Raw genomic sequence first — 25,976 nt, 5'->3', positions numbered from 1 at the left:
CAGAGGCTTACTTTGTCTCACCCCCGCCCGACGAGCGACCCGAACCGCGCGTCGCGCCTTCCATGAAGCTCTGGAACATTTGCAAACCCATCTGCCCCATCGGCGCCAGCTGCTTGGCATATTGCTCGAGCTGTTCAGTGCTCGAAGCTCCCTGCATCGCCTTGGTGATGCTCTCGATATAGATCGCATTGGCCTGCTCGACATCGGGCAGCCCCATAAATTGCCGCGCCTCTTCCGGCGTGCAGTCGATCTCGATATGGACTTTCATAATATGGACACCTTTTCTGCCTTGCAGCGTAGGTTACAGGTGAAACACAGATTGTGCCAGCAGGAGGCCTTCATGGGCGAGACAGTGACGATTTCCACTCTGGACGGCGATGGCAGCTTTGCCGCCTATTGCGCGCGCCCTACCCAGCCCGCGAAGGCGGCGATTATCGTCATTCAGGAAATTTTCGGGGTCAATCCCGGCATCCGCCGCAAATGCGACCGTCTGGCCGAAGACGGCTATCTCGCCATCGCGCCCGACCTGTTCTGGCGGCTTGAGCCCGGCGTCGAGCTTGATCCCGATATCGAGGCCGAATTCCAGCAAGCGCTCGAATTAATGGGCAAGTTCAACCAGGACGCCGGTGTTCGCGATATCCAGGCGACGATCAACCATGCGCGCGAACAGGTCGGTGGCGGCAAAGTCGGCGCGGTGGGCTATTGCCTCGGCGGCAGGCTCGCCTTCATGACCGCCGCGCGCACCGATATCGATGCCAGCGTGTGCTACTACGGCGTCGGAATTGACGGATTGCTGGGCGAGAAAGCCGCCATCGCCAATCCGGTCATGCTACACATTCCCACGGCTGACGGATTTGTCGGGCCCGAAACACAACAGGCGATGCATGAAGGCTTGGACGACCAAGCCAAGGCCATACTGCACGATTACGAAGGGCTGGACCATGGCTTTGCCACGGAAACCGGCAAACGGCGCAACGACGAAGCGGCGAACCTCGCCGATGCGCGCACCGCAGAATTCTTCGTCCGGAATCTGGGCTGAAATCGAACCTGAAGCTTAGTTGAGCGCGGCGAAGTTCATCACCAGCTGACGGATCTCAGGGGCGAGACCGCCGGGCAATTCGTCGGTCAACCGCTCCCGCCGCTGCGCGACGTCTTCCACAAGGCGGATTTCCTGCATCGACCAGTCCGGACAAACCGCGGCATCAACGGAATTGTCTGCCAGCAGCACCATTCCGCTATGTCGCGGATCGACGGAGAGCCGGGAAAGCAACCACTTGAGGTCGCTCTCGCCGCCTTCCAGCAACTGCATGAAATTGCGCCCGTTATAGAGGAGAAAGCCGGTGATTCCGCGTTCCCGATTGTTGCGCCGGCACACATCGAGAATGGCCGCAACGTCCTCGCTACGCAAACCAGGTGCGCTGCTAATGTACAAAACCTGCCGCATGGCTTTGCGCCTACCCACTCGTCTTCAAAGTTTCCATCCGCAACCGTCTTACGGCCTAAGCCTCTGCGATCAAGTGGTATTCATTGGAGCCACGGGGATCGACCGGGATGATAAACTGGCTGAGCGCCATCATCACCAGCCATAGCGGCGAGATGAACCCGGCAATCAGAGCCGGAACCGCGAAAAAAATGTGCCCGCCAATCCAGAAAAACAGGAACTTGCCAACCGCAGCCTGCCCACCGCTATAGCTAACCCCAGCTTCCGGCAGGCCGATTTCCCGGATGATGCCACTCGCCTCGGTCCATTGATCAGCAAACACCCGCAGGCGGTGGCCACCCAATGCGACCGACAGGGGGTCAGCCGAAGCGTGCGCGGCCCCGTCAATCCACACCGCAATACCCGCGTGTTCGAGCGCGCTGGCAATTACCAACGCCTCTGCACACGAGGTAATAGTGGCGATATGCGCGAGATTTCCGGAAGTCTCGTCCATCAATCTCGCCACAACTTACTGGTTCATCGTCTCGAAGAAGTCTTCGTTGGTCTTCGAATCCTTCATCTTGTCGAGCAGGAATTCCATCGCGTCGACGGTGCCCATCTGCATCAGAATGCGACGCAGGACATACATCTTGCTTAGCGTGCCCTGATCCACCAGCAGCTCCTCCTTGCGCGTGCCGGATTTGCCGACATCCAGAGCCGGGAAGATGCGCTTGTCCGAAACCTTGCGGTCGAGCACGATTTCGCTGTTGCCGGTGCCCTTGAACTCTTCGAAAATGACCTCGTCCATGCGGCTGCCGGTATCGATCAGCGCGGTGGCGATGATGGAGAGCGAGCCGCCTTCCTCAATGTTACGCGCGGCACCGAAGAAGCGCTTCGGGCGCTGGAGCGCGTTGGCATCGACACCGCCGGTCAGCACCTTGCCCGAGCTCGGCACAACCGTGTTGTAGGCGCGGCCCAGACGGGTGATGGAGTCAAGCAGGATCACCACATCCTTCTTGTGCTCGACCAAGCGCTTTGCCTTTTCGATCACCATTTCAGCCACTTGCACGTGGCGCGATGCCGGCTCGTCAAAGGTCGAGCTGATGACCTCGCCCTTCACGCTGCGCTGCATATCGGTGACTTCCTCGGGGCGCTCGTCCACCAGCAGCACCAGCAGGAACACTTCAGGGTGGTTGTCGGTGATCGCCTTGGCGATGTTCTGCAACAGCACCGTTTTACCCGTACGCGGCGGCGCGACGATCAACGAGCGCTGGCCTTTGCCCTGCGGCGAGATGAGGTCGATCACGCGCGCCGACTTGTCCTTGACGGTCGGATCCTTCGTGTCGAGATGCAGGCGCTCGTCGGGATAGAGCGGGGTGAGATTGTCGAAATTGGTGCGATGGCGCACCGCATCGGGATCTTCGTAATTGACCTGGCGCAGGCTGGTCAGCGCGAAATAGCGTTCGCCATCCTTGGGCGCGCGGATTTCGCCTTCAACGGTGTCGCCGGTGCGCAGGCCCCATTTGCGGACCTGGTTGGGCGAGACGTAGATATCGTCCGGCCCGGCAAGGTAATTCGCCTCGGGCGAGCGCAGGAAGCCGAAGCCGTCCTGCAGCACTTCGATCGTGCCGATGCCGAGGATTTCCTCGCCATCTTCCGCCACTTCCTTGAGAATGGCGAACATCAGGTCTTGCCGGCGCATGGTGCTGGCGCCTTCGACGCCCATTTCCTCTGCCATCGAGACAAGCTCTGCCGGCGTCCGCTGTTTCAGTTCTTTCAAATGCATGGTTCGTATATCCGTATACGTTGGGGAAGCCGGCGGGCCGTATGGGCTTGGAGAAAGCAGACCCGGCCGCCATTGTGCAGCGACCTTAGTGCCGGAATAGGGTTTTAATATGCCACGGCGGTGGCGCGGTCAATTCACGAATGATGATGCGGGCGCTCGAAGCGGACGCGATCCGGAGATCAAAACGGCTTGACCACCACCAACACCACAATGAGCGCGAGCAGCACGCCCGGAATCTCGCCATAGAGCCGCAATTGCTTCTCGGTCAAAGGACGCTCGCCGGTGAGCATCTTCTTGGCCTTCGCGACCATAAAGCCGTGATAGCCGGTGAGCAGCAGTACACAGAACAATTTGGCGTGGAACCAGCCCTGCGTATGCGCGTCGATCGCGCTCATCAGCAGCAGGCCGAGCACCCAGACGACGATCAGGCTCGGCGTCAGGATGATCTTGCGCAGCTTCCCCATTCGGTCCGCCCAGATCGCGGTTTCCGGCGCTTCGACGCCATAGGGATGCAGATAGAGCATCTGGCGCGGCAGGATGAACAGGCCAGCCATCCAGAACACCATGAAAATGATGTGCCCTGCTTTCAGCCAGAAATAGGTGAGCGAGAGAAATTCCTGCATGACGGACCTCTTAGAGCCGCCCCGCGCCCGCGTCTATCCCCGCACCACTTTGAGCAGCTGGTGCACGTGTTCCACCGGCGTTTCCTTGTCGATCCCGTGGCCGAGATTGAAAATGTGGGGGCGGTCGGCGAAAGCGTCAAGAATACGCCGCGCCGCAACATCGAGCGCTTCTCCGCCCGCCAGCAGCAGCATCGGATCGAGATTGCCCTGCACCGGCATTCCGGCCGGCAATTGCGACGCGATCCAAACGGAATCGGTCGTCTCGTCAATGCCGATGCCGTCGACACCCGTCTCGCGGGCATAGGCTGGCAATTTTGCACCTGCACCCTTCGGAAAGCCGATCACCGGAACACCGGGCCGCGCTTCGTGGATAGCAGCCGCGATCCGCGTGTTCGGCGCGATCACCCAGCGTTCGAACTGGTCGGGGCTCAAAGAGCCTGCCCAGCTGTCGAACAATTGCACCGCTTCGGCGCCGGCATCGATCTGCCCGATCAGATATTCGAGGCTCGCTTCGGTAATCGCATCCACCAGCGACTGGAACGCCCCAGGGTCGCGATAGGCGAGCGCACGGGCCATGCCGTGATCCTTCGAACCTTGCCCGGCGATCATGTAGGTCGCGATGGTCCATGGCGAGCCGATAAAGCCCAGCATCGTCACATCATCGGAAAGCTGCGCCTTGGTCAGCCGGACGGTTTCATAGACGGGGTCAAAGTGGTGTTTGGCAGTTTCGAGGTGCCGCCACGCGCCGTCGATCAATTGCGGAGCCAATCGGGGCCCTTCGCCCGCTTCAAACCACAAATCCTGCCCCATAGCGTGCGGCACGATCAGAATGTCGGAAAACAGGATCGCTCCGTCAAAACCGAAACGCCGCAAGGGCTGCAAGGTAATCTCGGCCGCCGCCTCGCTGTCATAGACCAGCTCGAGGAACCCACCCTTCTCTGCCCGCAACGCGCGATACTCTTCGAGATAGCGTCCAGCCTGCCGCATGAGCCAGACCGGACGCCTCTCGGTTCGGGTGCCGCGCAGGTTTTCGAGAAGAGGTCCAGCCATCGAGAATTACGTCCAATCCAATAAATAATTATATTTATATAAGAATTATGTTGTTTGTTGGCCCTGTGGATAGCGGGGATACCGGGCTGTGAGTCCCTTTGTCCCCACCGGGCGAGGTGCGTGAGCAGGCATCGACTCGTTGATTCCTGTCGTCAAGCAAAGGTTCTCCCCGATTCCCACAAGCGGGGACAGAAATATTTGCATCGCGGTATTTCCCTGCGCACGAATCGCCTGCCAGCGGGGGTGAAATTCCATCCCTCTCTTGTCCGCCATTCCCTCCCGTGGTTTATGCCAGCACATATCCACATGACCAGATTGAACCTTCATCTCCTGTCCGATTCCACCGGTGAGACGCTGGAAATGATCGCCAAGGCTGCGCTGGCGCAGTTCGAGGATCAGGACGTCGTGCGGCATTTCTGGCCCATGGTGCGATCACGCCAGCATCTTGATCGCATTGTCGAAGAGTTCAAGGCCAAGCCGGGGCTTGTGCTCTACACGCTGGTGAACCCCGAAATCCGCGAACGGCTGGAGGAACGCGCCCGCGCGCTGGGTCTCAAACACGTCGATGCGCTGGAAGCGGTGACCGAGGCGCTCGAAGAAAGCCTCGACCAGGAAGCCAAGGGCAAGCCTGGCCGCCAGCACGCGATGGACGAGGCCTATTTCGCGCGCGTCGATGCGATCCAGTTCACCATCGCGCATGATGACGGGATCGGTTGGGAAAACTGGGAAGCGGCAGATATCGTGCTGGCGGGCGTGTCGCGCACGTCCAAGACGCCGACCAGCATCTATCTCGCCAATCGCGGTTTCAAGACGGCGAATATCCCGCTGGTCGTCGAGGCACCGCCGCCCGATCTGCTGTTCCGCCTCAAGAAGCCGATGGTGGTCGGCCTCACCACCGCGCCCGACCGGCTGGTACAAATCCGCCGCAACCGGCTCCTGTCGCTCAACGAGACGAAGGAGACCGACTATATCGACGGTGAGCGGGTGAAGAAGGAAGTCGCCTTCGCGCGGCGGATGTTCGCTGATAATGGCTGGCCGGTGATCGATGTGACGCGGCGCTCGATCGAGGAAACGGCGGCGGCGGTGATCCGCCTGTATCAGGAGCGCGATGCCAGACCTGCCCAGCCCAAGGGCCTGCCATGATCATTCTCGCGTCCAAGTCCGCCTCGCGGCAGACGATGCTGCGCGATGCCGGAGTGCCGTTCGAGGCACGGCCCGCCGATCTGGACGAGCGCGCGATTGAAGCGCGGATGGCGGGTGCTCCCGCAGCGGAAATTGCGCTCGCGCTGGCCGAAGCCAAGGCGCTGGCGGTTGCCGCACCCGGCATTCCCGTGCTGGGGAGCGATTCGCTTGTCGTGTGTGACGGGCAGCGTTTCGACAAACCGAGTGATCGCGCCAATGCAGTGGAGCATTTGCGCTTCTTTTCGGGGAGAGTGATGGAACTGCACGCGGCAGCGGCGTTGGCGGTTGGTGGCGCGATTGCGTGGCGCGGCGGCTCGGTCGCGCGCCTGCACGTGCGTGAGCTGTCGGAGGATTTCATCGCGCATTATCTCGACGCCGAATGGCCCGATGTCGGCTATTGTGTGGGCGTTTTCCGTATCGAAGCGATGGGCGTGCAGCTGTTCGAGCGGATTGAGGGCGATACATTCACTGTCCTCGGGATGCCGCTCATCCCGGTGCTGGGCGCGCTGCGCGAACTGGGCGTGCTCGAAAGATGAGCGAGGTTTTCGCGCCTTCGCCCGGAAAACCCTATGCCGAAGTGATCGGCGATCCGATTGCGCATTCCAAATCACCGGTGATCCACAACCACTGGCTAAGCGAGCTGGGTCTCGACGCCACCTACCGTGCGCAGCACGTCAAGCCCGACCAGCTCGGCGATTACATCGCGGCACGGCGGCATGATCCTAACTGGCGCGGGTGCAATGTCACCATGCCGCACAAGCAGGCGATCATTCCGCTGCTAGAGCGGCTTGAAATCGGTGCGGAGCTGGTCGGCGCGGTCAATACGGTGACGCGGCGGCACAATGGCGCGCTGATCGGATCCAACACCGATGTCGAGGGCTTTCTCGAACCGCTTGAAGCTGAACTGGAAGAGACGCATTATTTCCGTATGGCGCGCATAATCGGCACGGGCGGCGCGGCGCGGGCGATTATCGCCGGACTTGCGGATCGCGGCTTCACGCTGGTGGTCGCCGGACGCGATACGGCCAAGGCGCAGGCGCTGCTCGATTCCATCGATCCCGATGGCGAGCACTATATTGCACCGCTCGATCACTTTGCGCGGTCGACCGATTTCGCCTTTGACGACCGCGAAGGTTGCCTCGATCTGGTGGTGAATGCGAGTCCCTTGGGTATGCGCGGGCAGGCACAGCTGGCCTTCGATCTCAGCCACGCGCCGCCGCGCAGCATTATCTACGACATCGTCACCGATCCTCGCGAAACCGAATTGCTCGCCGCCGCACGTGCGAGAGGATTCCGCACGATTGACGGATTGTCGATGCTGATCGGCCAAGCAGCGACCGCCTTTGAACGCTTCTTCGGCAAGGCTCCCCCACGCAGCGACGGCGATGCGGCCTTACGCGAGCTATTGACGTCATGACCGAAGGTGCGCACCCCTTCATCCTCGGTCTCACCGGCTCGATTGCCATGGGCAAAAGCACGGTTGCGGCGATGTTTGCCGATTTGGGCGTTCCGGTTTTCGATGCCGATGCCGAAGTGCGCGCGATGCAGGGACCGGGTGGCGCGCTGGTTGACGAAATCGAGGCGATGTTTCCCGGCTCGACGGGGCCAGAAGGCGTCAATCGCGACGTGCTCGGCGCAATGGTGTTCGGCGACCGCGACAAGCTCGCCCGGCTCGAAGCGCTGATCCATCCGGCAGTTGCGCGCGAGCGGGAGAGCTTCTTGCAAACCCACGAAAGCACGCCCTTTGTCGTGTTCGATATCCCGTTGCTGTTCGAGAAAACCGGCACGGACGGGATCGACGCTGTCGTCGTTGTCTCCGCCCCCGAAGCGGTGCAACGCGCCCGCGCTCTGGCGCGTGAGGGGATGACGCCGGAAAAGCTCGCCGATATTCTCGCCCTGCAATTGCCCGATGCCGCCAAGCGCGCCCGCGCCGACTACATCATCGACACTAGCGGCACTCTGGAAGAAACGCGGCAGCAGGTCGAAACTCTGGTGGAGAAGCTGCGTGCCGACTTGAACGCGCACCCTGACTAGGCCGATAGAGACTGCCATGCGTGAAATCATCTTCGACACCGAAACCACCGGCCTCGATCCCGCCACGGGCGACCGGATGGTGGAAATCGGCTGTATCGAAATGGTCAACCGCGTGCTGACCGGCGCGACCTTTCACGCCTATTTCAATCCCGAACGCGATATGCCGGTAGAGGCCGAACGGGTGCACGGCCTCTCCGCGCAATTCCTGTCCGACAAGCCGCTGTTCCGCGATCGGGTGGACGAATTACTCGCCTTCCTCGGTGATGCCCCGCTCGTGGCGCATAATGCGCAGTTCGATTTCGGCTTCCTCAATGCCGAACTGACCGCCTGCGGCCACGCAATCATCGGCGAAGAGCGCATGGTGGACACGCTGGCCATCGCGCGGCGACGGCATCCGGGCGCGAAGCATTCGCTCGACGCCTTGTGCAGCCGCTACGGCGTCGACCGGTCGCACCGCGTGCTGCACGGGGCGCTGCTTGATGCGGAATTGCTCGCACAGGTGTATGTCGAACTGACCGGCGGGCGGCAGATCGGCTTGCAGCTGGCGGTGGACAATACGGTCGAAACCAAGACGCAAACCGCGGTTTTCATCCCCAAGCTGGGCGAATATCGCGCGCCGCGCCCGCACGCGGCCAGTGCGGAAGAGCTTGCACGTCACCGCGCTTTTCTCGACACTCTCAAAAGCCCGCTCTGGAACTCGTGAGTCGCACTCACCATCTCCGGGGGAGCGCAACGATAACAAGAAGGAGAAGCCGCCCATGGATATTCGCGTGTCGGGACATCAGGTCGATACCGGAACCGCTTTGCAGGAACACGCCGCTGACCGGCTGACCAGCATAGTCGACAAGCACTTCAGTCGGGCGCTGTCATCCTCGGTCACTTTTGGCAAGGCGCCGTCCAGCGCATTTGCCGCCGACATCGTCCTGCACGTCAATCACGGGTTGATTCTCAAGAGCCACGGCCAGGCACAGGATGCGCACCAGGCCTTCGACCAAGCGGCGGAGAAAATCGAAAAGCAGCTGCGCCGTTACAAGCGCCGTTTGAAAGACCGGCACGAACAGGCACAACACGCCGCGCGCGAAGAAGAGGCTGCCTACACAATCTTCGCCGCCGAAGAGCCCGATGTCGAAGAGCTGGAAGTGGCGGATGCGCCGCCGGTTATTGCCGAAACCCGCATCGATGTGCCCGAGGTGAGCGTGTCCGACGCGGTCATGCTACTTGATCTGCGCCACACCAATGCGCTGTTTTTTAAAAATGCTGGAACCGGGCGACATAATATGGTTTACCGCCGCGAAGATGGCTCGATCGGGTGGGTCGAACCGTCCTGACAGCGCCGCTCGTTACCCGCATCGGGAACCGCGACCGGACCCAAAAACCATTTGTTTTGGCGCGGTTCACACATCCTAAGGGATGTCGTGCGAGTGTGCGAAAACCCCCGAAGACACGAAGAATGACTGCCGAATATCTTCTCAAACCCGAATCGGTCGCAATCGTCAGCGCCGCATCCAAGCCGGAGATTCTGGCCGAACTCGCGCAGCTGTTCGCGCGGGCGTGGGAGCTTGATGCCGAAACCGTTTTGGAAAAGCTGGAAGAGCGCGAGAATCTCGGCAGCACCGGCTTCGGCCGGGGTGTGGCCATTCCCCATGCGCGTATCGATGGTATCACGCGCCCGATCATCGCCTTTCTGAAGCCGCAGAAGGCGGTCGATTTCGGGGCGGCGGACGGGCTTCCGGTCGATCTGGTCATCGGATTGTTGTCGCCTGAAAATTGCGGCGCGACGCATCTTCACGCGCTGGCAGCGATTTCGCGGTTGGTGCGTGACGAGCGGATCCACGATACGCTGAGCGAAATGTCCAATCCCGAAGCGATCTACGCGATGCTCACCAATGTGACGGATCGTGACGCAGCCTGAGGCTGAAGCGGCGGCGGGCAACGGCGCGGCGGCGCATTTCCGGGCGCTGGAACAGCTTTACGCCAGCGCGCCGATCAACCGCCTGTTCGCGTCGCGCCTGGACGTCCTCGCGCCCGGCCATGCGCGGATCACGTTCGAAACTGGCGAGGACTATTTCCACGCCGCTGGCGCAACACACGGCACCCTCTACTTCAAAATGCTCGACGATGCGGCCTTCTACGCCGCCAATTCGCTGGTATCCGACCGTTTCCTGCTCACCACCGGTTTCAACCTGCATTTCACCAAGCCGCTGCGTAAGGGGAAAGTGATTGCCGAGGGCCGCTGGGTGAGCGGCAAACGCCGCGTTTTTGTGGCCGAGGCGCATCTGGTAGATGAGGAAGGCGAGGAAATCGGGCGCGGAACGGGCACCTTCATGCGTTCGCATATCGCGCTTTCGGGTCTCGCCGGATACGGCGTTCCGGAATGAGCGCGATGGACGATCGGCTCCCCGCCCAACTCGAAGTGCAAGGCCTGATCCGCGCGGTCCAGGCCGAAGGCGGCTTTGCCACCGTGCTCGCAAGAGGTGAAAAGCAGGCGGGCACAATTATGATTATATGTTGCGAAAATGGAACAAAATTGCGCGCATATGAGCGGATGCCGCAATTGGACGGGTCGCGCCGATGGACGCTGTCCAAGACACAAGATATTGCAAATCCTAACGAATTTACCCTTTATTGCGCCCGTCGCAGCGCCCAGGACCCGGATTTGTGGCAGCTGGAGCTGGACGTCGCAAATCCCGAACGTTTCATCGGGCTTTAACCCTTCGTTAGTTGACTATGAAACCATCGCGGCTATCTGCGCCGCGACTTTCCGACAGAAGCGTATGTTGTCTCGCTCCGCATTCCGGCGGTGCATGACAGCGCGCAGACGGGGAGAATGCTAGCAAGTCCAATTGGGACGGATCGCGGGTAGACAGACGGCACACAAAGAGGCCGCGACCGCAGACTTGCCGGGCATCTCACCGCCGTGAGTTACGGGATCGATGACGATTGTTACCAAACGCGTCGGGGCGCTTGCCCTGGCAACAACCCTGTTCGCCGGCAGCTTTGGCGCCGTGGGCAGTGGAGCTACAGCGCAGGACCGTGCGCTGGCCGCAGCCGAGCAGCAGCAGGCCGAAACGGTACCCACCGAGATTCAGTCGGAGCAGACCGCGAGCGATCCGCAGGTCCGCTTCGTTCCCCGCGAAGTGGTGCAAGACATTCCGGAAACGCCGGAGGCGCCTGCCGCTGGGGAATCCTCCCATAACGCTGAAAGCCTGCGCCAGCTGGTTGCGCAAATCGACACCAGCGACGAAATGTCGCGCGAAATGATGTGCCTTGCACAGGCCGTATATTTCGAATCGCGCGGCGAGCCGCTTGACGGGCAGCTGGCGGTGGCCCGGGTGATCATCAACCGCGCCGAAAGCAACCGCTTCCCCGATGATTACTGCGCCGTCGTCACCCAGCCTTCGCAATTCTCCTTCGTGCGTGGCGGCCACATCCCTTCGCCCAATACCGGCTCGGCCGCGTGGACGCGTGCCAAGGCAATTGCCCGCATTGCGCATGGCGATATGTGGGAGAGCCCGGTCGGCGATGCGCTGTATTTCCACGCGACCCATGTCCGCCCAAGCTGGGCCGGACGCCTGTCGCGCCGCGCGCAGATCGACAATCACATTTTCTATCGCTGAGGAGTGGCTGTGCGAACCTGCTGATGCGGGTTCGCGAACGGCCTTCTAGTCCCGCAATTCTACCCATACCGGCGCGTGATCGCTCGCCTTTTCGCGCGCCCGATGGTCCTTGTCGACACCCGCCGCCAGCAGCCGGTCGGCGCATTCGGGCGACAAAAGCGCGTGATCGATGCGGAAGCCGTGATCGCGCTGCCACGCGCCCGCCTGGTAATCCCAATAGGTCCACACGCCGCCGCGCGGATTGAGCGTGGCCAGCGCATCGGTCCAGCCATCCCCGAGGATGCGGAAATAGGCGTCGCGCGATTCAGGCTGCATCAGCGCGTCGGACGCCATCGATTTTACCGACCACACGTCTCGGTCATGCGGGATGACATTGAAATCGCCGACCACGACGGTGGGTTGCTCGCTTGCCAGCAGTTCCTGCAACCGCGCCCGCAGCTTCTCCATCCAAGCCAGCTTGTAGTCGAATTTCGGCCCCGGATGCGGATTGCCATTGGGCAGGTAGAGATTGACCACGCGCACGCCGTTTACATCGGCTTCGAGATAGCGCGCCTGCTCGCCCTCGCCTTCCTTGGGGCCGTCAATGCCAAGACCGCGCTTGGTTTCGACCGGTTGCACGCCGTCGGCGAGGATGGCGACGCCGTTAAAGCTCTTCTGGCCGTGCCAGATGGCATGATAGCCAAGCTCTTCGAACTCGCTCGCCGGAAAGCCTTCATCCTGTGTCTTGATTTCCTGCAGGCAGGCAACCGTCGGCCGCGTTTCCGCTAGCCATTCCTTGAGGCGCGGCAGGCGCGCCTTGATCCCGTTGATATTGAAGCTGGCGATTTTCATCGCCGCCGACTTTAGATGCCGAAGCTGGAACCGCAACCGCAACCTGCGGCGGCGTTGGGGTTTTCGACGCGGAACGCCGCGCCGCCCAGCGATTCGACGAAATCGACCACGCTGCCCGCCACCAGATCGAGGCTGACCGGATCGACCACTAGCTTCACCCCGGCGGTTTCGCTCACCATGTCGTCGCCTTCGGGCTCGCCCAGATCGAACTTGTACTGGAAGCCCGAGCAGCCCCCGCCTTCGACCGACAGACGCAGCACGGCAGGCTTCCCCTGCTTTTCCGCGATTTTCGCAATGCGCGCGGCGGCAGATTCGCTGAGGGTGAGAGTATTGCTCATAGTCGTGATGTAGTGCGCGCCGCGCCTGCGCTCAAGTCAGGCGGTGGTGATATATTCGCGCATCTGCTGCGCTTCGGCCTCGATCATGTCCATCCGGTACTTCACCAGATCGCCGATCGAGACGAAGCCGACCATCCTCCCGCCATGCATGACCGGCAAATGGCGGATGCGGCGGCGGGTCATCATCGATAAGGCGGTGAGGACATTTTCGCCGCGTTCGATAGTGATCGCGGGGGCGGTCATGACTTCGCCGACATTGCGGTTCAAAACCGCTGCCCCTTCTCGGGCGATGCAATAGAGCAGGTCGCGCTCAGAAAAGACGCCTGCCACCGCGTCCCCGTCCATCACCGGCAAGGCACCGATGCGCTTTTCGGCAAGCAGGGCGGCGGCGTGTTGCACAGTATCGGTGGGGGAACAGGAGACAACCGCTTCGTCGCGGCCCTCCATCATGCTGGCGATGGTCATACGGCAAACTCCCTTCGCGCGAAGAATGCCACGACTTGCCGAGTCTGTGCAAATCCCCACCCTTTTGTCCGGTTGCCATTCTGCACCCACCGGTTCATGGCCGGATCCATGAACGGCAAATCGCCCTTGGAAGACCCTGCCAACGCGGCCCATGCATGGGCGCGCTATCGCTGGCTGATGCGGCTGATGCTGACGATCACCGTCACCGTCGTGGCGATTGCCATGCTGGTGATTTACACGCAGGCGGACAATGTCTCGCCGCATTTCTTCATCGCGGTGGCGCTGGGGATTGGCGCGTCGATGCTCCTGATGAGCGCGCTCATGGGGCTGGTGTTTCTCTCGAATGGTTCCGGGCACGATGCCTCGGTCGACAATTCGCTCGACAGCCTCGATCCTGCGAATCCGCCGCGCGACAGGCGCACGCTCGGCTGGCGCGAAGAGGATTAGCTCTGTGGCGGCGTGATACGGAAGTCTTCCACGGGCTCGCCGCCGATCAGATGCTCCTGAATGATCCGCTCGAGCACTTCGGGCGTGCAGGAATGGTACCAGACCTTGTCGGGCCAGACGACCGCGATGGGGCCGGCGACACAGATTTGCAGGCAATCGGCCTTGGTGCGCTGGATGCCGCCTTTCCCGACCAGACCCAGCTCCTTCAGCCGCCCCTTGAGATAGGACCACGCTTCCTCGCCCGTACCGCGATCGCAGCAGCATTGCTTTTCGGACATGGCGCAAAGGAAGATATGCCGCCCGATCGCATCGCCGCCGATGCGGGCGAGCGCCTTTTCGGCCAGCGCTGCGGTATCCATCGGGTCTGCCAGCGGCCTATCGCTTCTTGCCCGCAATCCGGGCAATCTCTGCTTTCACCATCCGCTCGACAATCCCGGGCAAATGCGCGTCGAGCCATTGCGCCATCATCGGGCGGAGCATTTCACGCACCATGCCTTCGAGCGAGGTTTCACCCGAGCGCACGATTTGCGGGCGCGCGGGCGGTTCGGACAGCATGGCCAGCGCGGCGAGCGATTTGCGCATCGCCTCGGCAGCCTCGTCAGTCGTCAGCGGCGCTTCGGAGGCGATCTCGTCCTCTTCCTCCAGCGGCGATCCGGCCTCGGCCAGATCGAGCACATCGTCGGGTTCGGTCGCGGCGGCGTTGTCGAGCGGAATGGCGCTGGCTACACGCCGCGGCGCAAACTCGCCCAGATCGCGATCATCGCGTTCCATCACGCGCTTGATCGATTCGAGGATTTCCTCGACCGACGGTTCGCCTTGCTGCCGCATTCAATCCCCCGATGCTGTGGAGCGCGATATCTCCGCATCTTGCGCCGGAATGTCAACGGTGCGCGTGCTTTCGGGTGCTGGTGCGGGGTCACGCTGCCAGTCCCAGATAATATTCTGCACCCGCTCGGCATTGTCGATCGGGTCATACAGCACGCCCTCTTCCTCCAGCCCGAGATCGCGCGCTTCGGCACGGCCCATCGCGGCAAGGAGGGTGAAGCCCGCCACATAGGCGTTGCGCCGCGCGGTCACCAATTGCACCTGCGCGCGCAGCAATTCCTGTTGGGCATCGAGAATATCGAGCACGGTGCGGTTGCCGACGGAGTTCTCTGCGCGCACGCCTTCGAGGCTCAATTCAGCCGCATCAACCGCAATCTCGCTCGATTCGATGATTCGCAGCGAAGCCCGCCAGCTGGAAAAGGCAGCGCGCACCTGCGCGATGACATTGCGCTCCACCGCATAGACATTCTCCAGAGCGGCCTGCGACTGCGCGGTGGCCTGCCGCTGCCGTGCGGCGACTTGCCCCCCTTGGAACAGCGGGATGCTGACCGAAACGCCTGCGGTCACATCGGTACCGCTATTATTGCCTGCACCAAGCGTTCCGAGGAAATTGGTGTAATCGACCTGGCTGAACGCGCTCACTCTGGGCAAGCGGCCCGAACCGGCGACTGCAATGTCGAACCCAGCCGCCTCGGCCCGCTCGCGCGCTGCGATCAGATCGGGATTATGCACCAGCGCGATGTCGACCGCATCGTCGGCGCTGGCCGGAAGACCCGGCAGTGGCGGGGGCGCCTGCAAATCGACAGGTGCCGCGCCGGTCAGCGCGATATAGTTCTCCCGCGCCTGGATCAGTCCCGCTTCGGCCGTTTCGAGCGTGGCTCTGGCCAGTGCGAGACGGCTTTCGGACTGGGCGATATCGGTGCGCGTGAGATCGCCGATTTCGAACCGGTCACGCGTGGCTTCGAGATTGACTTCGAGCACGGCGACATTGTTCAACGACAATTCGACCAGCGCTTCGTTGAGGATCACATCCATATAGGCAGCCACAACTGCCGAGAAGATAGCGCTCTCGGTGCCGCGCAGATCGGCGCGGCCCGCCTCGACACGGTTTTCGGCTGCCAGCACCCCATTGCGCACCGCGCCGCCGCTATAAATCGGCACCGTGGCGTTGAGATTGCCGTTGAAAATACGTTCAGGCGAAACAATCGCGGGCGAGCTTTGCTGGATCAGTTCCGAATAGCGGCCCGAAACCCCGGCAGTGGGAAGCCCTTGGGCGCGCTGGATCGTCACCGTCTCGTCCGTCGCCCGCTGCTGCGCGCGCGCGGCGGCCAGCGTCGGATTGGTTTCATAGGCACGCAGCAAGGCCTCTTTCAGCGTTTCGGGATCAACCGTACCCGCCAGCAGGCTTGCACTGGTGAGCAAGCCGAGAGCCTTGCGCCCTATTCCCATGATCAGAACGCCCAGCTCTTGGGCTTGTCGAAGGCCGCCAGCTGCGGGATGCCGATGTCAAACACAGGAAGCAACGCGATGCTGTCCCCGGCCTTGCGGCCCACCGCGATGCGGGTAACGCCATTCGTGGCGACGCCGGTGACAATGCGCGCGCCATCGGCAAGGCGCTTGGCGAGATTGGCGGGGATTTCCTCCACCGCGCCGTCGATCACCAGCAGGTCGGCGCCCTTGCCCTTGGTGCCCTTGCCGACCGCTTCTTCGGGCGAAAGCACCGTCAATTCGGCCACCAGCGGCTTGAACAGCTCTGCCAGATAGCCCGATCCGGCATCGACGATAATCGCCTTCTCATCACCGCGCGGCGCGGCTTCTTCGAGCATCTTGCCCTGCACCAGCGGCGCGGGCAGCCAGTTGCCGTCATCAAGCCGGATCGCCCGGTCGACATAGGCAAGGCTGCGCGATTTTGCCGGCACAAAGTCTTCACGCGCGACTTGGCCCATGCGCTTCAGAACGAACGGCGTGTTGACACCGCTGGTGCGCAGCTGGCTGTCGATCATCGCCCGGCGGGCAGGATTGCTGGCAACATTCGCGGCTTCGGCAGCGTCAAGCGGGTTGAGCGTGGTCACGTCTGCTATACTTTCGTCCAAATTCAAATCCGGCACGTCCTTAAGACTTGCATTGGCCTGCGCCAAGGCCTTTGACCGCAACAGGACTGAATGCCTATGGGCCACTCGACCAAAGGGAGCGAGTCACCGATGAGCGACATGATTACCATCCGCGAAGCCGATCTGATCGAAACGGTCGCCGACGCGCTGCAATTTATCTCCTACTACCATCCGATGGATTACATCCAGGCGCTGGGCGAGGCGTATAAGGTGGAGCAAGGTCCGGCAGCCAAGGATGCGATAGCGCAAATCCTGACGAACAGCCGGATGTGCGCCGAAGGCCATCGACCGATCTGTCAGGACACCGGCATCGTCAATGTGTTCATCAAATGGGGGCAGAATTGCCGGCTGGAATCGACCAAGAGCTTGCAAGAGGTTGTCGATGAAGGGGTGCGCCGCGCGTATAACCACACCGAGAACAAGCTGCGCGCCAGCATTCTCGCTGACCCCGCCTTCACCCGCCGCAACACCCGCGACAACACGCCCTGCGTGCTCTCGGTCGAAATGGTGCCGGGCGATACTGTGAGCATCGATGTTGCCGCGAAGGGCGGCGGCAGCGAAAACAAGAGCAAGTTCAAAATGATGAACCCGTCAGACAATATCGTCGACTGGGTGATCGAGCAGATTCCGAGTATGGGCGCGGGCTGGTGCCCGCCGGGAATGCTCGGCATCGGCATTGGCGGCACGGCAGAGCATTGCATGAAGCTCGCCAAGCAATCGCTGATGGACCCGATCGATATGGCGCAACTGAAGGCGCGCGGGGCGCAGAGCGATATCGAGCAGCTGCGGATCGATATTTTCGACGCGGTGAACGCCCAAGGCGTTGGCGCGCAGGGATTGGGCGGACTGTCGACAGTGCTTGATGTAAAAATCCTCGACTGGCCATGCCATGCTGCGGGCAAGCCGGTGGCGATGATCCCCAATTGCGCGGCCACCCGCCACGCCCATGTGACTCTGGACGGCAGCGGCCCCGCCTATTTGCCGCAGCCCGATCTCGACCAATGGCCCGATGTGCATTGGGAACCCGATGCGGAAGCAAAGCGCGTCGATCTCGACAATCTGACGCCGGAGGAAGTGGCCAGCTGGAAGCACGGTGACCGGCTCTTGCTCAATGGCGGGATGCTGACCGGGCGCGATGCGGCGCATAAGCGGATCAAGGATATGCTCGAACGCGGCGAGGAATTGCCCGTCGAATTCAAAGGCCGCGCGATCTACTATGTCGGCCCGGTCGATCCGGTGATGGGCGAAGTGGTCGGCCCCGCCGGCCCCACCACGGCCACCCGAATGGACAAGTTTACCGAGATGATGCTCGATTTGGGCCTCCTCGCTATGATCGGCAAGGCCGAGCGCGGCGCGGACGCGGTCGAAGTCATCAGCCGGTTCAAAGTCGCTTACCTGATGGCAACCGGCGGTGCGGCCTATCTGGTGGCGCGGGCGATCAAGGAAGCGAAGGTCGTCGCGTTCGAGGATCTCGGCATGGAAGCGATCTACGAATTCACCGTGAAGGATATGCCGGTGACCGTGGCGGTCGATAGCGCGGGCAACAACGTCCACACGCTCGCCCCGCTGCACTGGCGCGAGAAAATCCGCGAGGAAGGTCTGCTCAAAGCCTGATTCTGTCGCCCATGAGGTACGATTCATCGACCAGCGTTGCACCGGTTTCGATGGAAACCGCTGCCGACGGGTGGTGCAATTCGGCCATTGGGGGCTAAACGGGCGCTATGGAAGAAGCCAATTCCAAAAGTGTAATCGCGCGCGTGCCGTTCAAAATGGTGCTGCTGTCGGTGGCGGGCCTGTGGCTCGCCTATTTCCTGCTGATGACCCTGCGCGCCGAATTGCTCGGCATGGATATCGCGCAGGAAATGGTGCTGCCGCGAATGCTCACCTGTCTGGCGGGGATGTTCATCACGCTTGGCCTGTGGGTTTTCCTGCGGATGTTCGATGCGCGGCCTTTGTGGGCGAAGATCACCGCCGCCCTGGTGTTTGCGCTGCCCGCCGCTTTCCTCAGTATGCAGGCCAACCGCGTGGTGTTTGCCGAGCTGCAATCGGAGCTCGACGAGCGGATCCTGCAGGAATTCGTGCAGACCAGCGGCGTGCCCGAAGAAGAGGTCGATGACGAGCAGCTGGAGGGCTTCTCCCAGTTCCTCGCGCGCGGCAATGTGCAATACGCCATCGAAATCACGATGAGCCGCTATTTCATGATGCTCGCCTGGTGTGCGCTGTATCTGGCTTTGCTGACGGGCGAAAAGGCGCGGGCGGCAGAGCGGCGCGAGCAGGAGTTCCGCAATGCGGCCAAGGCGGCGGAGCTGCGATCCTTACGCTATCAGGTGAACCCGCATTTCCTCTTCAACACGCTCAATTCGCTGTCGGCACTGGTGCTCACCAGCAAGACGCAAGCGGCCGAAAAGATGATCCAGATGCTCAGCACCTTCTATCGCCGCAGTCTGGCCGAGGATACGACGGCGGACGTGCCGCTGCGAGAGGAAGTGGCGCTGCAAAAGCTGTATCTCGATATCGAAGCCGTGCGTTTTCCGCTGCGGCTGGTCGCCGAATATGATGTGCCTGCCGAGCTTGAGAATGCACTCATTCCCGGCATGATCCTGCAACCGCTGGTCGAAAACTCGGTGAAGCACGCGGTGGCGCCGTCGAGCGGGCAGGTCACCATCCGGATTTCCGCGCGCGAGGAATACGGGCGGCTGGTGGTGAGCGTGTCGGACAATGGCAATTCGAGCCAAGTGCCCGACGATGTCCGCCCCGGCTTCGGCATTGGCCTCAACAATATCCGCGAGCGCCTGCAGGCGCGCTTCGGCAATGAAGCGAGCATCGTCTCGGGCCATACGGCAGAGGGATTCACCACGCATTTGCGGCTGCCGCTGCTGCGCATGGCGGAGATGGTGGCAGCATGACAGAGGCTGGACGCGAGATATTGCGCACCCTGATTGTCGATGATGAGCCGCTCGCTATCGAGCGGATGCAGGTGTTGTGTGCGGAAATTCCACAGCTAACCGTTATCGGCACGGCGAGCGACGGCGAAGCGGCTTTGCGTCTTACCGAGAAGCTTTCGCCCGATCTGCTGCTGCTCGACATGACCATGCCCGGAATGGATGGTTTGGCCGTAGCCAAGGCCGCGCGCGAGCAATCGCCCAAGCCCGCGGTCATCTTCGTTACTGCGCACGAAAATTTTGCGGTCGAAGCCTTTGATCTTGAAGCGATCGACTATGTGCTCAAACCCGTCGCCTCCGAACGGCTGGAGCGGGCGATCGAGCGTGCGCTCGCAAGGCGGGGCGAGACGTCGGTCGCTGCCGGGGATGACGAGCGCTGGCTGGGCGAATTCTGGGTGCCGCACCGTTCGGAATTGCTGCGCATCGAGGCCGGACAGGTGTTCCGCATCGATGCCGAGCGTGATTATGTTCGGCTTTACGTCGGCGACACCAGCTATCTCCTGCTGCAAACCATCGCCGGGCTCGAGGAAAAGCTCGATCCTGAAAAATTCATCCGCATCCACCGTTCGACCATTCTGCGCCGCGATTATATTCGCGGGCTAAAGCATGAAGGGCTGGGCGTATGGTGTGCGGAGCTGGAGGACGGCGAGGCGCTGCGGATAGGACGAACCTATTTGAAGCGTGTGAAAGCGATGGCCGGCCGCTGAGCCTTTGTGCGTCCCCGGGATGGCAAAGGAAAGGGCGCCTCCGATCCGGAAACGCCCTTTCGCGGGGGTCAGCCTGTCGGTTGGCCTAGCCGCCGTAATTGGCGCTATCGATAATCGCCGCAAAGCGATCTTCAAAGCTGCTTCTGGCGGCATCGTAGCAGGCGCGAGTTTCGGCGCTGCGGATGCGCGAGCCGACCTGGTGTTCGTTGAATGCGCAAACGCGGCGCGCGGCAACGTCGATCCGGCGGTCCAGTTCTTCAAGCCCGGCTTCGGTGGCGAGGTCGAGATCGGCATAGGATACGCTGGCGCGGCGCTCTTGCCCGTCAGCAGCCATGGCCGGGGAGAGGGCAAGCGTGCTCGCTGCGACAGCGATGGCGAATGCGGAAATGCGGGTTTTCATTGGGGGGTTCCTCCTTGGGGTTGCTTGGAAAGCTCACCCCTCCCTGTCCCGGGGGAGGGTCGCACCGCAGCCGGTGGGACTGGAACGCCTGCGGTGCGATTACGGATGTAGGCCAATGCCGGATGATTCGCCTCGCCAGGTCGATTGGCGGGTGTAAACTGTCGACGAGCGAGTCAGTTGTCCGACGAACGGCCTTGCCTGCTCCACCAACCGCGCATTGCGCTCCGGGTCGCGCTTTGGCATTGCCGTTTGCATGGCCATTTTTATCGCCTTTCTGCTCGGCATCGGCAATTTCGCCTGGCACCGCGCCGTGATCGAAAGCGGCCATGCGATGGTGACCGAAATGCCGCCCGCGCATCTACGGATGCTGCGCATAGGCACGCTGGCTTTCGAATTCACTTTGCTGTGCGCAGCGTTGTTCATGGCGTTTGCGGGCGCCGCCTATTGGGTGGGCCTCTATGCCGCCTATTCGCTCATCAATGGCTCGGCAGCATGGCTGATCGTGAAGCGGCGGGTGTGATGGGCGAAGCACTCCTGTTCCACCTGTCCGACATCCATTTCGGCTATGAAGACCGCGAGGCGCTGGCCTGGGTCGAGCGCGAGATTGCCGCGCACGCGCCCGACGGGATGATCATCACTGGCGACCTCACCATGCGCGCGCGCCATCACGAATTTGCCGCCGCAAAGGAGTGGATTACGCGCATCGGCGTGCCGGTGATGGTGGAGCCGGGCAATCACGACATCCCGTCTTACGCGCTGCCCGAACGCTATCTGAACCCGCTGGCACGCTTCCGCGCCTTCAAAGCCGATGTCGAGACGCGGGTCGAGATACCCGGCCTCGCCTTGGTGCCGCTCAATTCCAATGTCGCCGCGCAGCCGCGGCTTAACTGGTCGAAAGGGTGGATTGGCGAGAGCGAGCTGGATGCCTGCCTCGCGCGGATAGACGCACTGCCTTCAGGGACTCGCGCGCTCGTCTGCGTGCATCACCCTTTGCGCGAAACGGGGACGCAGGGCACGGCGCTGACGCATAAAGGCGGACAGGCGCTCGCCGAGCTTGCCAAGCGCAATGTGCTGGGCGTGCTGTCAGGCCATGTGCATGACGCCTTCGACATCATGGAAGACACCCCGCACGGCCCCGTCCGCATGATCGGCGCGGGGACATTATCGCAAAGGCTGCGCAAGACTCCGCCGAGTTTCAACGAGCTCGCTTGGGATGGAGCGACGCTGGCTGTGCGGGTGCGGAGAATGGGAGATCGTCTGGCTGGAGCAGCATTGCGCGGCTGACGCAAAAAGGGCGACCCCCTCGTGGGGAGCCGCCCTTCGCATTTTCCTCCGTCGAGGAAACTTGTGTGGGGCCGAAGCCCGTGAAAATTAACGCTTCGAGAACTGGAAGCTGCGGCGGGCCTTGGCCTTGCCGTACTTCTTGCGCTCCACCACGCGGCTGTCGCGGGTGAGGAAGCCTGCTGCCTTGATCGTCGAGCGAAGCGCCGGTTCGTACTTCGTCAGAGCCTGGCTGATGCCGTGCTTCACTGCGCCAGCCTGGCCCGAAAGGCCGCCGCCGGACACGGTGCACACCACGTCATACTGGCCTTCGCGCTCGGAAATGGCGAAGGGCTGGTTGATGACGAGGCGCAGCGTCGGGCGCGCGAAATACACTTCCTGATCCTTGCCATTGACGGTGACCTTGCCGGTGCCGGGCTTCAGCCACACGCGGGCGGTGGCGTCCTTGCGGCGACCGGTAGCGTAAGCGCGGCCCTGTGCGTCAAGCTCCTGCTCGCGCAGCGGCATGGTCGGCGCGGCAGCAACGGTTTCGCCTTCGCCGGTAGCAGCGTCTGCAGCCGGAGCATCGCTCATCACGTCCTTCAGATCAGCCAGATCGGTTGCGGTCTTGGTGTCTTCGGTAGCCATTATGCGGTCACCTTGTTCTTGCGGTTCATCGAGGCGACGTCGAGCACTTCGGGCTGCTGCCCGCCATGGGGGTGCTCGGTGCCGTTATACAGGTGCAGCGCGCGCATCTGGTCACGGCCCAGCGGACCGCGCGGGATCATGCGCTCGACAGCCTTTTCCAGCACGCGCTCGGGGAAACGACCGGCCAGAACCTTGTCTGCGGTGATGTCTTTGATGCCGCCGGCATAGCCGGTGTGCTTGTAATAATGCTTCTTGGCAGCCTTGCCGCCGGTGAACTGCACCTTGTCGGCATTGATAACGATGACGTGGTCACCGCAATCGACGTGCGGGGTGTAGCTCGGCTTGTGCTTGCCGCGCAGAATATTGGCAATAATCGTAGCGAGACGGCCAACAACCAGACCTTCGGCATCGATCAGGTGCCATTTCTTTTCGACCTCGGCCGGCTTGATCGACCGGGTGGTCCTGCTCAGCGCCTTCATGGCTTTGTTCCTTGAGTTAGTTCATGCGTGCAGCGCTGGCCGGAGAATCGGTGTCAGCGCCGCTGCGGAAGCGCGCATTTGTCGCCTGAAAGCCAGCAAGTCAAGCAAATCCGCGCCTTTGCGGAGAGGTAAAATAGTACCACCAACCTCGCGGGCAGACGATCCGCCTATGCAAGCATGAGCGACCATTCCTCGCGACTGGTGCGCCGGTCACCATCGACATCGGTGATGATCTCGCGCCACGCGTATTGCATCAGGCCGGTGTCGGCATCGGTATTGCCATCAAAGAGCGTGCGTACTTCACCCTGCATTCCATCACCCAGAGCCAATGTTTGCCGGGCCTCCTGCAAACCGCCCATGGGCGCAAAGAGGTCTACTGGCATATGCGCGGTGATCGCTCCGCCACTGTTGTGGACCGCCAAAGCGAATTGCCGCAACCGCTCGCGATCGTCCGGGGCATGGCCTTGCCGCTCGATCGCGGCGAGAGCATGCGCGATGGCCTGTTCAGCCTGCGCGCTCAGCGGCGCTGCAGCGCGGCTGGCCGCGATCTGGCCGAAGGGATCTAGGCTGATCGGGAACATGGCGCTATCATCGCGCGCCCTTTCCAGCTCGGCGAATGCAGCGAGCTGCTCGGGCAAGTCCACTTCCACTCCGGCTTGCGAACCGGCGAGGTCAAACCCTTCGGGCGCAGGTGCGAAACGCACCGTAAAGCTGCGCAAAACGGTAATTTCGCGACCGTCGGCAAGGCTGCGCCGCAACCTTCTCGTAAAGCGCATCGGCGCTGCTGGCGGATTGATCAGCGTGCGAGCAACGGGCGCGGCGAAGGCAGTGCGGGTGCCCAAAACAGGAGCGATGCTTGCAACCAGAATTGCGCCCAAGGCATCCCTGCGTTTCACCCTACCTCCTCCGTTCATTCCTGCCGGGGCAAAGCGAGGCTCTGCTGCAGCCATTCCAGCGTCACAGGCGGAGCAGCTCCGGCTCGCCAACCAAGTATGGCGGGCGTTTCATAGGGATGAAGCTCCGCGATGCGACTGGTTGCCTTGTCTAGCAGGTTCCCCGAGGTTTTGAAGAGGACGCCGAATTCCTCCGCCTGCGCGATCCGCCCTTGCCATCGGAATATCGAGGTTACTCCGGGCAGGATATTGGCGCAGGCAATGAGCTTTTCCGCCAGCAGGGTTTCGACTACCGCCTGAGCGCTCTGCCGGTCGCCAAAGGGAGACCAGATCAGGGCGCCGCCTTCGCTCATGCCGCCTTCGCTCTGCCGACCACGTGCGCGCACCAGGCGAAGCTGGCCACAAGCAAGGCCCCCACCAGCTGATGCGCCACCGCCAGCCAGAGCGCGACACCGCTTAGGACGGTCGCAATGCCGAGCAGGATCTGCACACCATAGGCCAAGTGCAGCGACACCGAAGCTCGGCGCAGCAACGGCTTCACCCGGATCGCGAGCACGATCAGTGCGGCGACCGCCGCAAAGGCCCACCAGCGATGGATGAAGTGCAGCAGGAACGGGTCATGCGTGAACGCCCAAAGTGTGCCTTTCGACCAGTCGACATCGGGCAGGAACCCGCCGGTCATGCCCGGCCAGGTGTTAGAGGCATGGCCAGCATTGAGCCCTGCGACCCATGCGCCGAGCAGCATTTGCAGGAAGAGCACTGCGAGCACGCCAGTCGCCAGCCCGGTCAACCGCGCGGGCCGTTCAATCCCCACCGCGACCTGTCGCAGATCAAGCGCAGTCCAGACGAGGCCGCCCAGCGTCACAAACGCGGTAAGCAAATGGATCGACAGCCAGAAATGCGACACATCGGTCATCTCGGTGTTGAGGCCGGAGCGGACCATGAACCAGCCGAATGCACCTTGCAGCCCGCCCAGCGCCAGCAGCGCGAGCAGGCGCGGCTTGTAGCCAGCGGGGATCGCGCGCTTCACCCACAACCACGCCAGAGGTAGTGCAAAGGCGAGGCCGATGATCCGCCCCAACAGCCGGTGGAACCACTCCCAGAAGTAGATGAATTTGAACGATTCCAGATTAATTCCCGCCGGGCCGCTCTCCAACTGGTATTCGCCGGTCGTCTGGTAGAGCGCGAATTCGACCTGCCACTGCTCTTCGGTGAGCGGCGGGATTGCGCCGGTGATCGGCTTCCATTCGGTGATCGAGAGCCCGCTTTCGGTCAGCCTGGTGATGCCGCCAACGGCAATCATTACCAGCACCAGCACCGCCACACCCAACAGCCAGTTCGCCAGCGCAAGCGGGCGGATGCGCGGAGACGCCCTATCCGTGCCCATCACAATGTCAGCATTCGAAGCCATGGCGCGCCAAATGCGCCTTCGCCCGCCATTTCGCAAGCGGCACGTTGGGCCATAATGGCAGTGGAATCGCCTGCACCCTCTTGCGCAATGTTACAGCATCACATATCTGGAGCGTGTGGCCCAGATAGCACCTTGGATTCGCGGCAAGCTTGACCGCGTGGGCGTCGCATTGTCGGCGCTCTGCCTGTTGCATTGTGTGCTGGGCATTGTGCTCGTTGCCGGTCTTGGTCTGGGTGCCACCTGGGGCGTGAGCTGGCTGCTCGATCCGGCGATCCACAAGATCGGCCTGGTTCTGGCGACGCTGGTTGCGGCTGTGGCCATCGGAATTGGCGCGGTGCGCCACCGTCGCCGCGGACCGTTCGTGATTGCGATGATGGGTCTGAGTTTTATGGGCGGGGCACTTGCCGTCGGCCACGGCTTTGAAGAGGCGGTTTTGACGGGCATTGGTGTCACACTGGTTGCTGCAGGCCACATCCTCAACTTGCGTCACGCCTGACACGCTCTACA

Annotated in this window: 37 protein-coding genes; 18 read left to right on the top strand and 19 right to left on the bottom strand. The window is 62.0% G+C overall.

All coding sequences use genetic code 11. From position 1 onward, the window contains the following. Nucleotides 1–7: 7 nt before the first annotated feature. Nucleotides 8–268 carry a DUF6489 family protein gene (locus tag ACS0VV_RS14290; RefSeq protein ID WP_483533360.1) on the bottom strand — a complete coding sequence of 87 codons (261 nt, stop codon included), beginning with the start codon at nt 266–268 and terminating at the stop codon, nt 8–10. 72 nt (nt 269–340) lie between these two features. Here ACS0VV_RS14290 and ACS0VV_RS14285 point away from each other — a divergent pair, with 72 nt between their 5' ends. Beyond that, nucleotides 341–1,039 (top strand): dienelactone hydrolase family protein, encoded by a 699-nt coding sequence (locus ACS0VV_RS14285; protein ID WP_483533562.1) that lies wholly within the window; start codon nt 341–343, stop codon nt 1,037–1,039. A gap of 15 nt (nt 1,040–1,054) precedes the next feature. On the opposite strand, the gene ACS0VV_RS14280 is transcribed toward ACS0VV_RS14285, so the two are convergent. The 5 genes from ACS0VV_RS14280 to hemE all read right to left on the bottom strand — a co-directional run bounded on the left by ACS0VV_RS14280 (nt 1,055) and on the right by hemE (nt 4,879). Then, on the bottom strand, nt 1,055–1,444 hold the full coding sequence (locus tag ACS0VV_RS14280; RefSeq protein WP_483533359.1) for a BLUF domain-containing protein: 390 nt from the start codon (nt 1,442–1,444) through the stop codon (nt 1,055–1,057). Between the two features lie 55 nt (nt 1,445–1,499). Further along, nucleotides 1,500–1,934 carry a hypothetical protein gene (locus ACS0VV_RS14275; RefSeq protein WP_483533358.1) on the bottom strand — a complete coding sequence of 145 codons (435 nt, stop codon included), beginning with the start codon at nt 1,932–1,934 and terminating at the stop codon, nt 1,500–1,502. A 15-nt stretch (nt 1,935–1,949) separates the two neighbouring features. Next, nucleotides 1,950–3,206 carry a transcription termination factor Rho gene (gene rho, locus ACS0VV_RS14270; RefSeq protein WP_483533357.1) on the bottom strand — a complete coding sequence of 419 codons (1,257 nt, stop codon included), beginning with the start codon at nt 3,204–3,206 and terminating at the stop codon, nt 1,950–1,952. Between the two features lie 179 nt (nt 3,207–3,385). Next, entirely contained in the window at nt 3,386–3,829 is a 444-nt protein-coding gene (locus ACS0VV_RS14265) for a CopD family protein (protein WP_483533356.1), read from the bottom strand. A 33-nt stretch (nt 3,830–3,862) separates the two neighbouring features. Further along, nucleotides 3,863–4,879, bottom strand: a complete 1,017-nt coding sequence (gene hemE / locus ACS0VV_RS14260; protein WP_483533355.1) for a uroporphyrinogen decarboxylase — start codon at nt 4,877–4,879, stop codon at nt 3,863–3,865. Nucleotides 4,880–5,185: 306 nt separating this feature from the next. On the opposite strand from hemE, the gene ACS0VV_RS14255 reads away from it, so the two are divergent. The 10 genes from ACS0VV_RS14255 to ACS0VV_RS14210 all read left to right on the top strand — a co-directional run bounded on the left by ACS0VV_RS14255 (nt 5,186) and on the right by ACS0VV_RS14210 (nt 11,712). After that, nucleotides 5,186–6,022, top strand: coding sequence for a pyruvate, water dikinase regulatory protein (locus ACS0VV_RS14255; RefSeq protein ID WP_483533354.1), 837 nt, complete (start codon nt 5,186–5,188; stop codon nt 6,020–6,022). Next, nucleotides 6,019–6,597: a Maf family protein gene (locus tag ACS0VV_RS14250; RefSeq protein WP_483533353.1), complete on the top strand. Its 579-nt coding sequence runs from the start codon at nt 6,019–6,021 to the stop codon at nt 6,595–6,597. Before ACS0VV_RS14255 ends, ACS0VV_RS14250 begins: the two co-directional genes overlap by 4 nt. Further along, nucleotides 6,594–7,478 (top strand): shikimate dehydrogenase, encoded by an 885-nt coding sequence (gene aroE / locus ACS0VV_RS14245; RefSeq protein WP_483533352.1) that lies wholly within the window; start codon nt 6,594–6,596, stop codon nt 7,476–7,478. The genes ACS0VV_RS14250 and aroE overlap by 4 nt, the downstream gene beginning before the upstream one ends. After that, nucleotides 7,475–8,095 (top strand): dephospho-CoA kinase, encoded by a 621-nt coding sequence (gene coaE / locus ACS0VV_RS14240; RefSeq protein ID WP_483533351.1) that lies wholly within the window; start codon nt 7,475–7,477, stop codon nt 8,093–8,095. Before aroE ends, coaE begins: the two co-directional genes overlap by 4 nt. A gap of 16 nt (nt 8,096–8,111) precedes the next feature. Further along, entirely contained in the window at nt 8,112–8,798 is a 687-nt protein-coding gene (gene dnaQ, locus ACS0VV_RS14235; RefSeq protein WP_483533350.1) for a DNA polymerase III subunit epsilon, read from the top strand. Between the two features lie 55 nt (nt 8,799–8,853). After that, a complete protein-coding gene (gene hpf, locus ACS0VV_RS14230; RefSeq protein WP_483533349.1) occupies nt 8,854–9,423 on the top strand; it encodes a ribosome hibernation-promoting factor, HPF/YfiA family in 570 nt (189 codons plus the stop codon). A gap of 122 nt (nt 9,424–9,545) precedes the next feature. Continuing rightward, nucleotides 9,546–10,007, top strand: a complete 462-nt coding sequence (locus tag ACS0VV_RS14225) for a PTS sugar transporter subunit IIA (protein WP_483533348.1) — start codon at nt 9,546–9,548, stop codon at nt 10,005–10,007. Then, nucleotides 9,994–10,473 carry a PaaI family thioesterase gene (locus ACS0VV_RS14220; protein WP_483533347.1) on the top strand — a complete coding sequence of 160 codons (480 nt, stop codon included), beginning with the start codon at nt 9,994–9,996 and terminating at the stop codon, nt 10,471–10,473. Before ACS0VV_RS14225 ends, ACS0VV_RS14220 begins: the two co-directional genes overlap by 14 nt. Next, nucleotides 10,470–10,805 carry a DUF1491 family protein gene (locus tag ACS0VV_RS14215; RefSeq protein ID WP_483533346.1) on the top strand — a complete coding sequence of 112 codons (336 nt, stop codon included), beginning with the start codon at nt 10,470–10,472 and terminating at the stop codon, nt 10,803–10,805. Before ACS0VV_RS14220 ends, ACS0VV_RS14215 begins: the two co-directional genes overlap by 4 nt. Before the next feature lie 223 nt (nt 10,806–11,028). Then, nucleotides 11,029–11,712: a cell wall hydrolase gene (locus tag ACS0VV_RS14210; protein ID WP_483533345.1), complete on the top strand. Its 684-nt coding sequence runs from the start codon at nt 11,029–11,031 to the stop codon at nt 11,710–11,712. Nucleotides 11,713–11,757: 45 nt separating this feature from the next. Here ACS0VV_RS14210 and xth read toward each other — a convergent pair whose 3' ends face one another. Genes xth through ACS0VV_RS14195 form a run of 3 tightly spaced genes read right to left on the bottom strand, consistent with a single transcriptional unit; the run spans nt 11,758 to nt 13,346 of the window. Next, nucleotides 11,758–12,543 carry an exodeoxyribonuclease III gene (xth, locus tag ACS0VV_RS14205; protein WP_483533344.1) on the bottom strand — a complete coding sequence of 262 codons (786 nt, stop codon included), beginning with the start codon at nt 12,541–12,543 and terminating at the stop codon, nt 11,758–11,760. Nucleotides 12,544–12,554: 11 nt separating this feature from the next. Then, nucleotides 12,555–12,881, bottom strand: coding sequence for a HesB/IscA family protein (locus ACS0VV_RS14200; protein ID WP_483533343.1), 327 nt, complete (start codon nt 12,879–12,881; stop codon nt 12,555–12,557). A gap of 36 nt (nt 12,882–12,917) precedes the next feature. After that, on the bottom strand, nt 12,918–13,346 hold the full coding sequence (locus ACS0VV_RS14195) for a CBS domain-containing protein (RefSeq protein ID WP_483533342.1): 429 nt from the start codon (nt 13,344–13,346) through the stop codon (nt 12,918–12,920). A gap of 108 nt (nt 13,347–13,454) precedes the next feature. Between ACS0VV_RS14195 and ACS0VV_RS14190 the strand changes: the two genes are divergently transcribed. Further along, entirely contained in the window at nt 13,455–13,793 is a 339-nt protein-coding gene (locus ACS0VV_RS14190) for a hypothetical protein (protein WP_483533341.1), read from the top strand. Here ACS0VV_RS14190 and ACS0VV_RS14185 read toward each other — a convergent pair. Genes ACS0VV_RS14185 through ACS0VV_RS14170 form a run of 4 tightly spaced genes read right to left on the bottom strand, consistent with a single transcriptional unit; the run spans nt 13,790 to nt 16,690 of the window. Further along, on the bottom strand, nt 13,790–14,152 hold the full coding sequence (locus ACS0VV_RS14185) for a (2Fe-2S) ferredoxin domain-containing protein (protein ID WP_483533340.1): 363 nt from the start codon (nt 14,150–14,152) through the stop codon (nt 13,790–13,792). The two genes, ACS0VV_RS14190 and ACS0VV_RS14185, sit on opposite strands and share 4 nt — an antisense overlap. A 16-nt stretch (nt 14,153–14,168) precedes the next feature. Next, on the bottom strand, nt 14,169–14,621 hold the full coding sequence (locus tag ACS0VV_RS14180; RefSeq protein WP_483533339.1) for a DUF2497 domain-containing protein: 453 nt from the start codon (nt 14,619–14,621) through the stop codon (nt 14,169–14,171). Continuing rightward, nucleotides 14,622–16,067, bottom strand: coding sequence for a TolC family outer membrane protein (locus tag ACS0VV_RS14175; RefSeq protein WP_483533338.1), 1,446 nt, complete (start codon nt 16,065–16,067; stop codon nt 14,622–14,624). A 2-nt stretch (nt 16,068–16,069) separates the two neighbouring features. Further along, nucleotides 16,070–16,690, bottom strand: coding sequence for a protein-L-isoaspartate O-methyltransferase family protein (locus ACS0VV_RS14170; protein WP_483533337.1), 621 nt, complete (start codon nt 16,688–16,690; stop codon nt 16,070–16,072). 129 nt (nt 16,691–16,819) lie between these two features. On the opposite strand from ACS0VV_RS14170, the gene ACS0VV_RS14165 reads away from it, so the two are divergent. The 3 genes from ACS0VV_RS14165 (at nt 16,820) to ACS0VV_RS14155 (ending at nt 20,378) form a co-directional block, all read left to right on the top strand. Then, the gene (locus tag ACS0VV_RS14165) at nt 16,820–18,343 is read left to right on the top strand and encodes a fumarate hydratase (protein WP_483533336.1); all 1,524 of its coding nucleotides are present in this window, start codon (nt 16,820–16,822) and stop codon (nt 18,341–18,343) included. A gap of 107 nt (nt 18,344–18,450) precedes the next feature. Next, on the top strand, nt 18,451–19,635 hold the full coding sequence (locus ACS0VV_RS14160) for a sensor histidine kinase (protein ID WP_483533335.1): 1,185 nt from the start codon (nt 18,451–18,453) through the stop codon (nt 19,633–19,635). Beyond that, nucleotides 19,632–20,378 (top strand): LytR/AlgR family response regulator transcription factor, encoded by a 747-nt coding sequence (locus tag ACS0VV_RS14155; RefSeq protein WP_483533334.1) that lies wholly within the window; start codon nt 19,632–19,634, stop codon nt 20,376–20,378. Before ACS0VV_RS14160 ends, ACS0VV_RS14155 begins: the two co-directional genes overlap by 4 nt. Before the next feature lie 85 nt (nt 20,379–20,463). On the opposite strand, the gene ACS0VV_RS14150 is transcribed toward ACS0VV_RS14155, so the two are convergent. Beyond that, nucleotides 20,464–20,778 (bottom strand): UrcA family protein, encoded by a 315-nt coding sequence (locus tag ACS0VV_RS14150; protein ID WP_483533333.1) that lies wholly within the window; start codon nt 20,776–20,778, stop codon nt 20,464–20,466. Nucleotides 20,779–21,031: 253 nt separating this feature from the next. Between ACS0VV_RS14150 and ACS0VV_RS14145 the strand changes: the two genes are divergently transcribed. Continuing rightward, nucleotides 21,032–21,298 (top strand): hypothetical protein, encoded by a 267-nt coding sequence (locus ACS0VV_RS14145; RefSeq protein WP_483533332.1) that lies wholly within the window; start codon nt 21,032–21,034, stop codon nt 21,296–21,298. Next, the gene (locus ACS0VV_RS14140) at nt 21,271–22,062 is read left to right on the top strand and encodes a metallophosphoesterase family protein (protein ID WP_483533331.1); all 792 of its coding nucleotides are present in this window, start codon (nt 21,271–21,273) and stop codon (nt 22,060–22,062) included. The genes ACS0VV_RS14145 and ACS0VV_RS14140 overlap by 28 nt, the downstream gene beginning before the upstream one ends. 87 nt (nt 22,063–22,149) lie before the next feature. Here ACS0VV_RS14140 and rpsI read toward each other — a convergent pair whose 3' ends face one another. The 5 genes from rpsI to ACS0VV_RS14115 form a co-directional block, all read right to left on the bottom strand. Next, nucleotides 22,150–22,686 carry a 30S ribosomal protein S9 gene (rpsI, locus tag ACS0VV_RS14135; protein ID WP_483533330.1) on the bottom strand — a complete coding sequence of 179 codons (537 nt, stop codon included), beginning with the start codon at nt 22,684–22,686 and terminating at the stop codon, nt 22,150–22,152. After that, nucleotides 22,686–23,165: a 50S ribosomal protein L13 gene (gene rplM, locus ACS0VV_RS14130; protein WP_483533329.1), complete on the bottom strand. Its 480-nt coding sequence runs from the start codon at nt 23,163–23,165 to the stop codon at nt 22,686–22,688. The genes rpsI and rplM overlap by 1 nt, the downstream gene beginning before the upstream one ends. A 167-nt stretch (nt 23,166–23,332) precedes the next feature. Further along, nucleotides 23,333–24,061 carry a hypothetical protein gene (locus ACS0VV_RS14125; protein WP_483533328.1) on the bottom strand — a complete coding sequence of 243 codons (729 nt, stop codon included), beginning with the start codon at nt 24,059–24,061 and terminating at the stop codon, nt 23,333–23,335. A 14-nt stretch (nt 24,062–24,075) separates the two neighbouring features. Beyond that, entirely contained in the window at nt 24,076–24,411 is a 336-nt protein-coding gene (cutA, locus tag ACS0VV_RS14120; RefSeq protein ID WP_483533327.1) for a divalent-cation tolerance protein CutA, read from the bottom strand. Beyond that, the gene (locus ACS0VV_RS14115; RefSeq protein ID WP_483533326.1) at nt 24,408–25,469 is read right to left on the bottom strand and encodes a COX15/CtaA family protein; all 1,062 of its coding nucleotides are present in this window, start codon (nt 25,467–25,469) and stop codon (nt 24,408–24,410) included. The genes cutA and ACS0VV_RS14115 overlap by 4 nt, the downstream gene beginning before the upstream one ends. A gap of 115 nt (nt 25,470–25,584) precedes the next feature. On the opposite strand from ACS0VV_RS14115, the gene ACS0VV_RS14110 reads away from it, so the two are divergent. After that, the gene (locus ACS0VV_RS14110; protein WP_483533325.1) at nt 25,585–25,965 is read left to right on the top strand and encodes a MerC domain-containing protein; all 381 of its coding nucleotides are present in this window, start codon (nt 25,585–25,587) and stop codon (nt 25,963–25,965) included. The last annotated feature ends 11 nt before the right edge of the window (nt 25,966–25,976 follow it).

The sequence above is a fragment of the Aurantiacibacter sp. KMU-128 genome, assembly GCF_056933515.1.
This window is presented reverse-complemented; position numbering and strand designations above follow the sequence as displayed.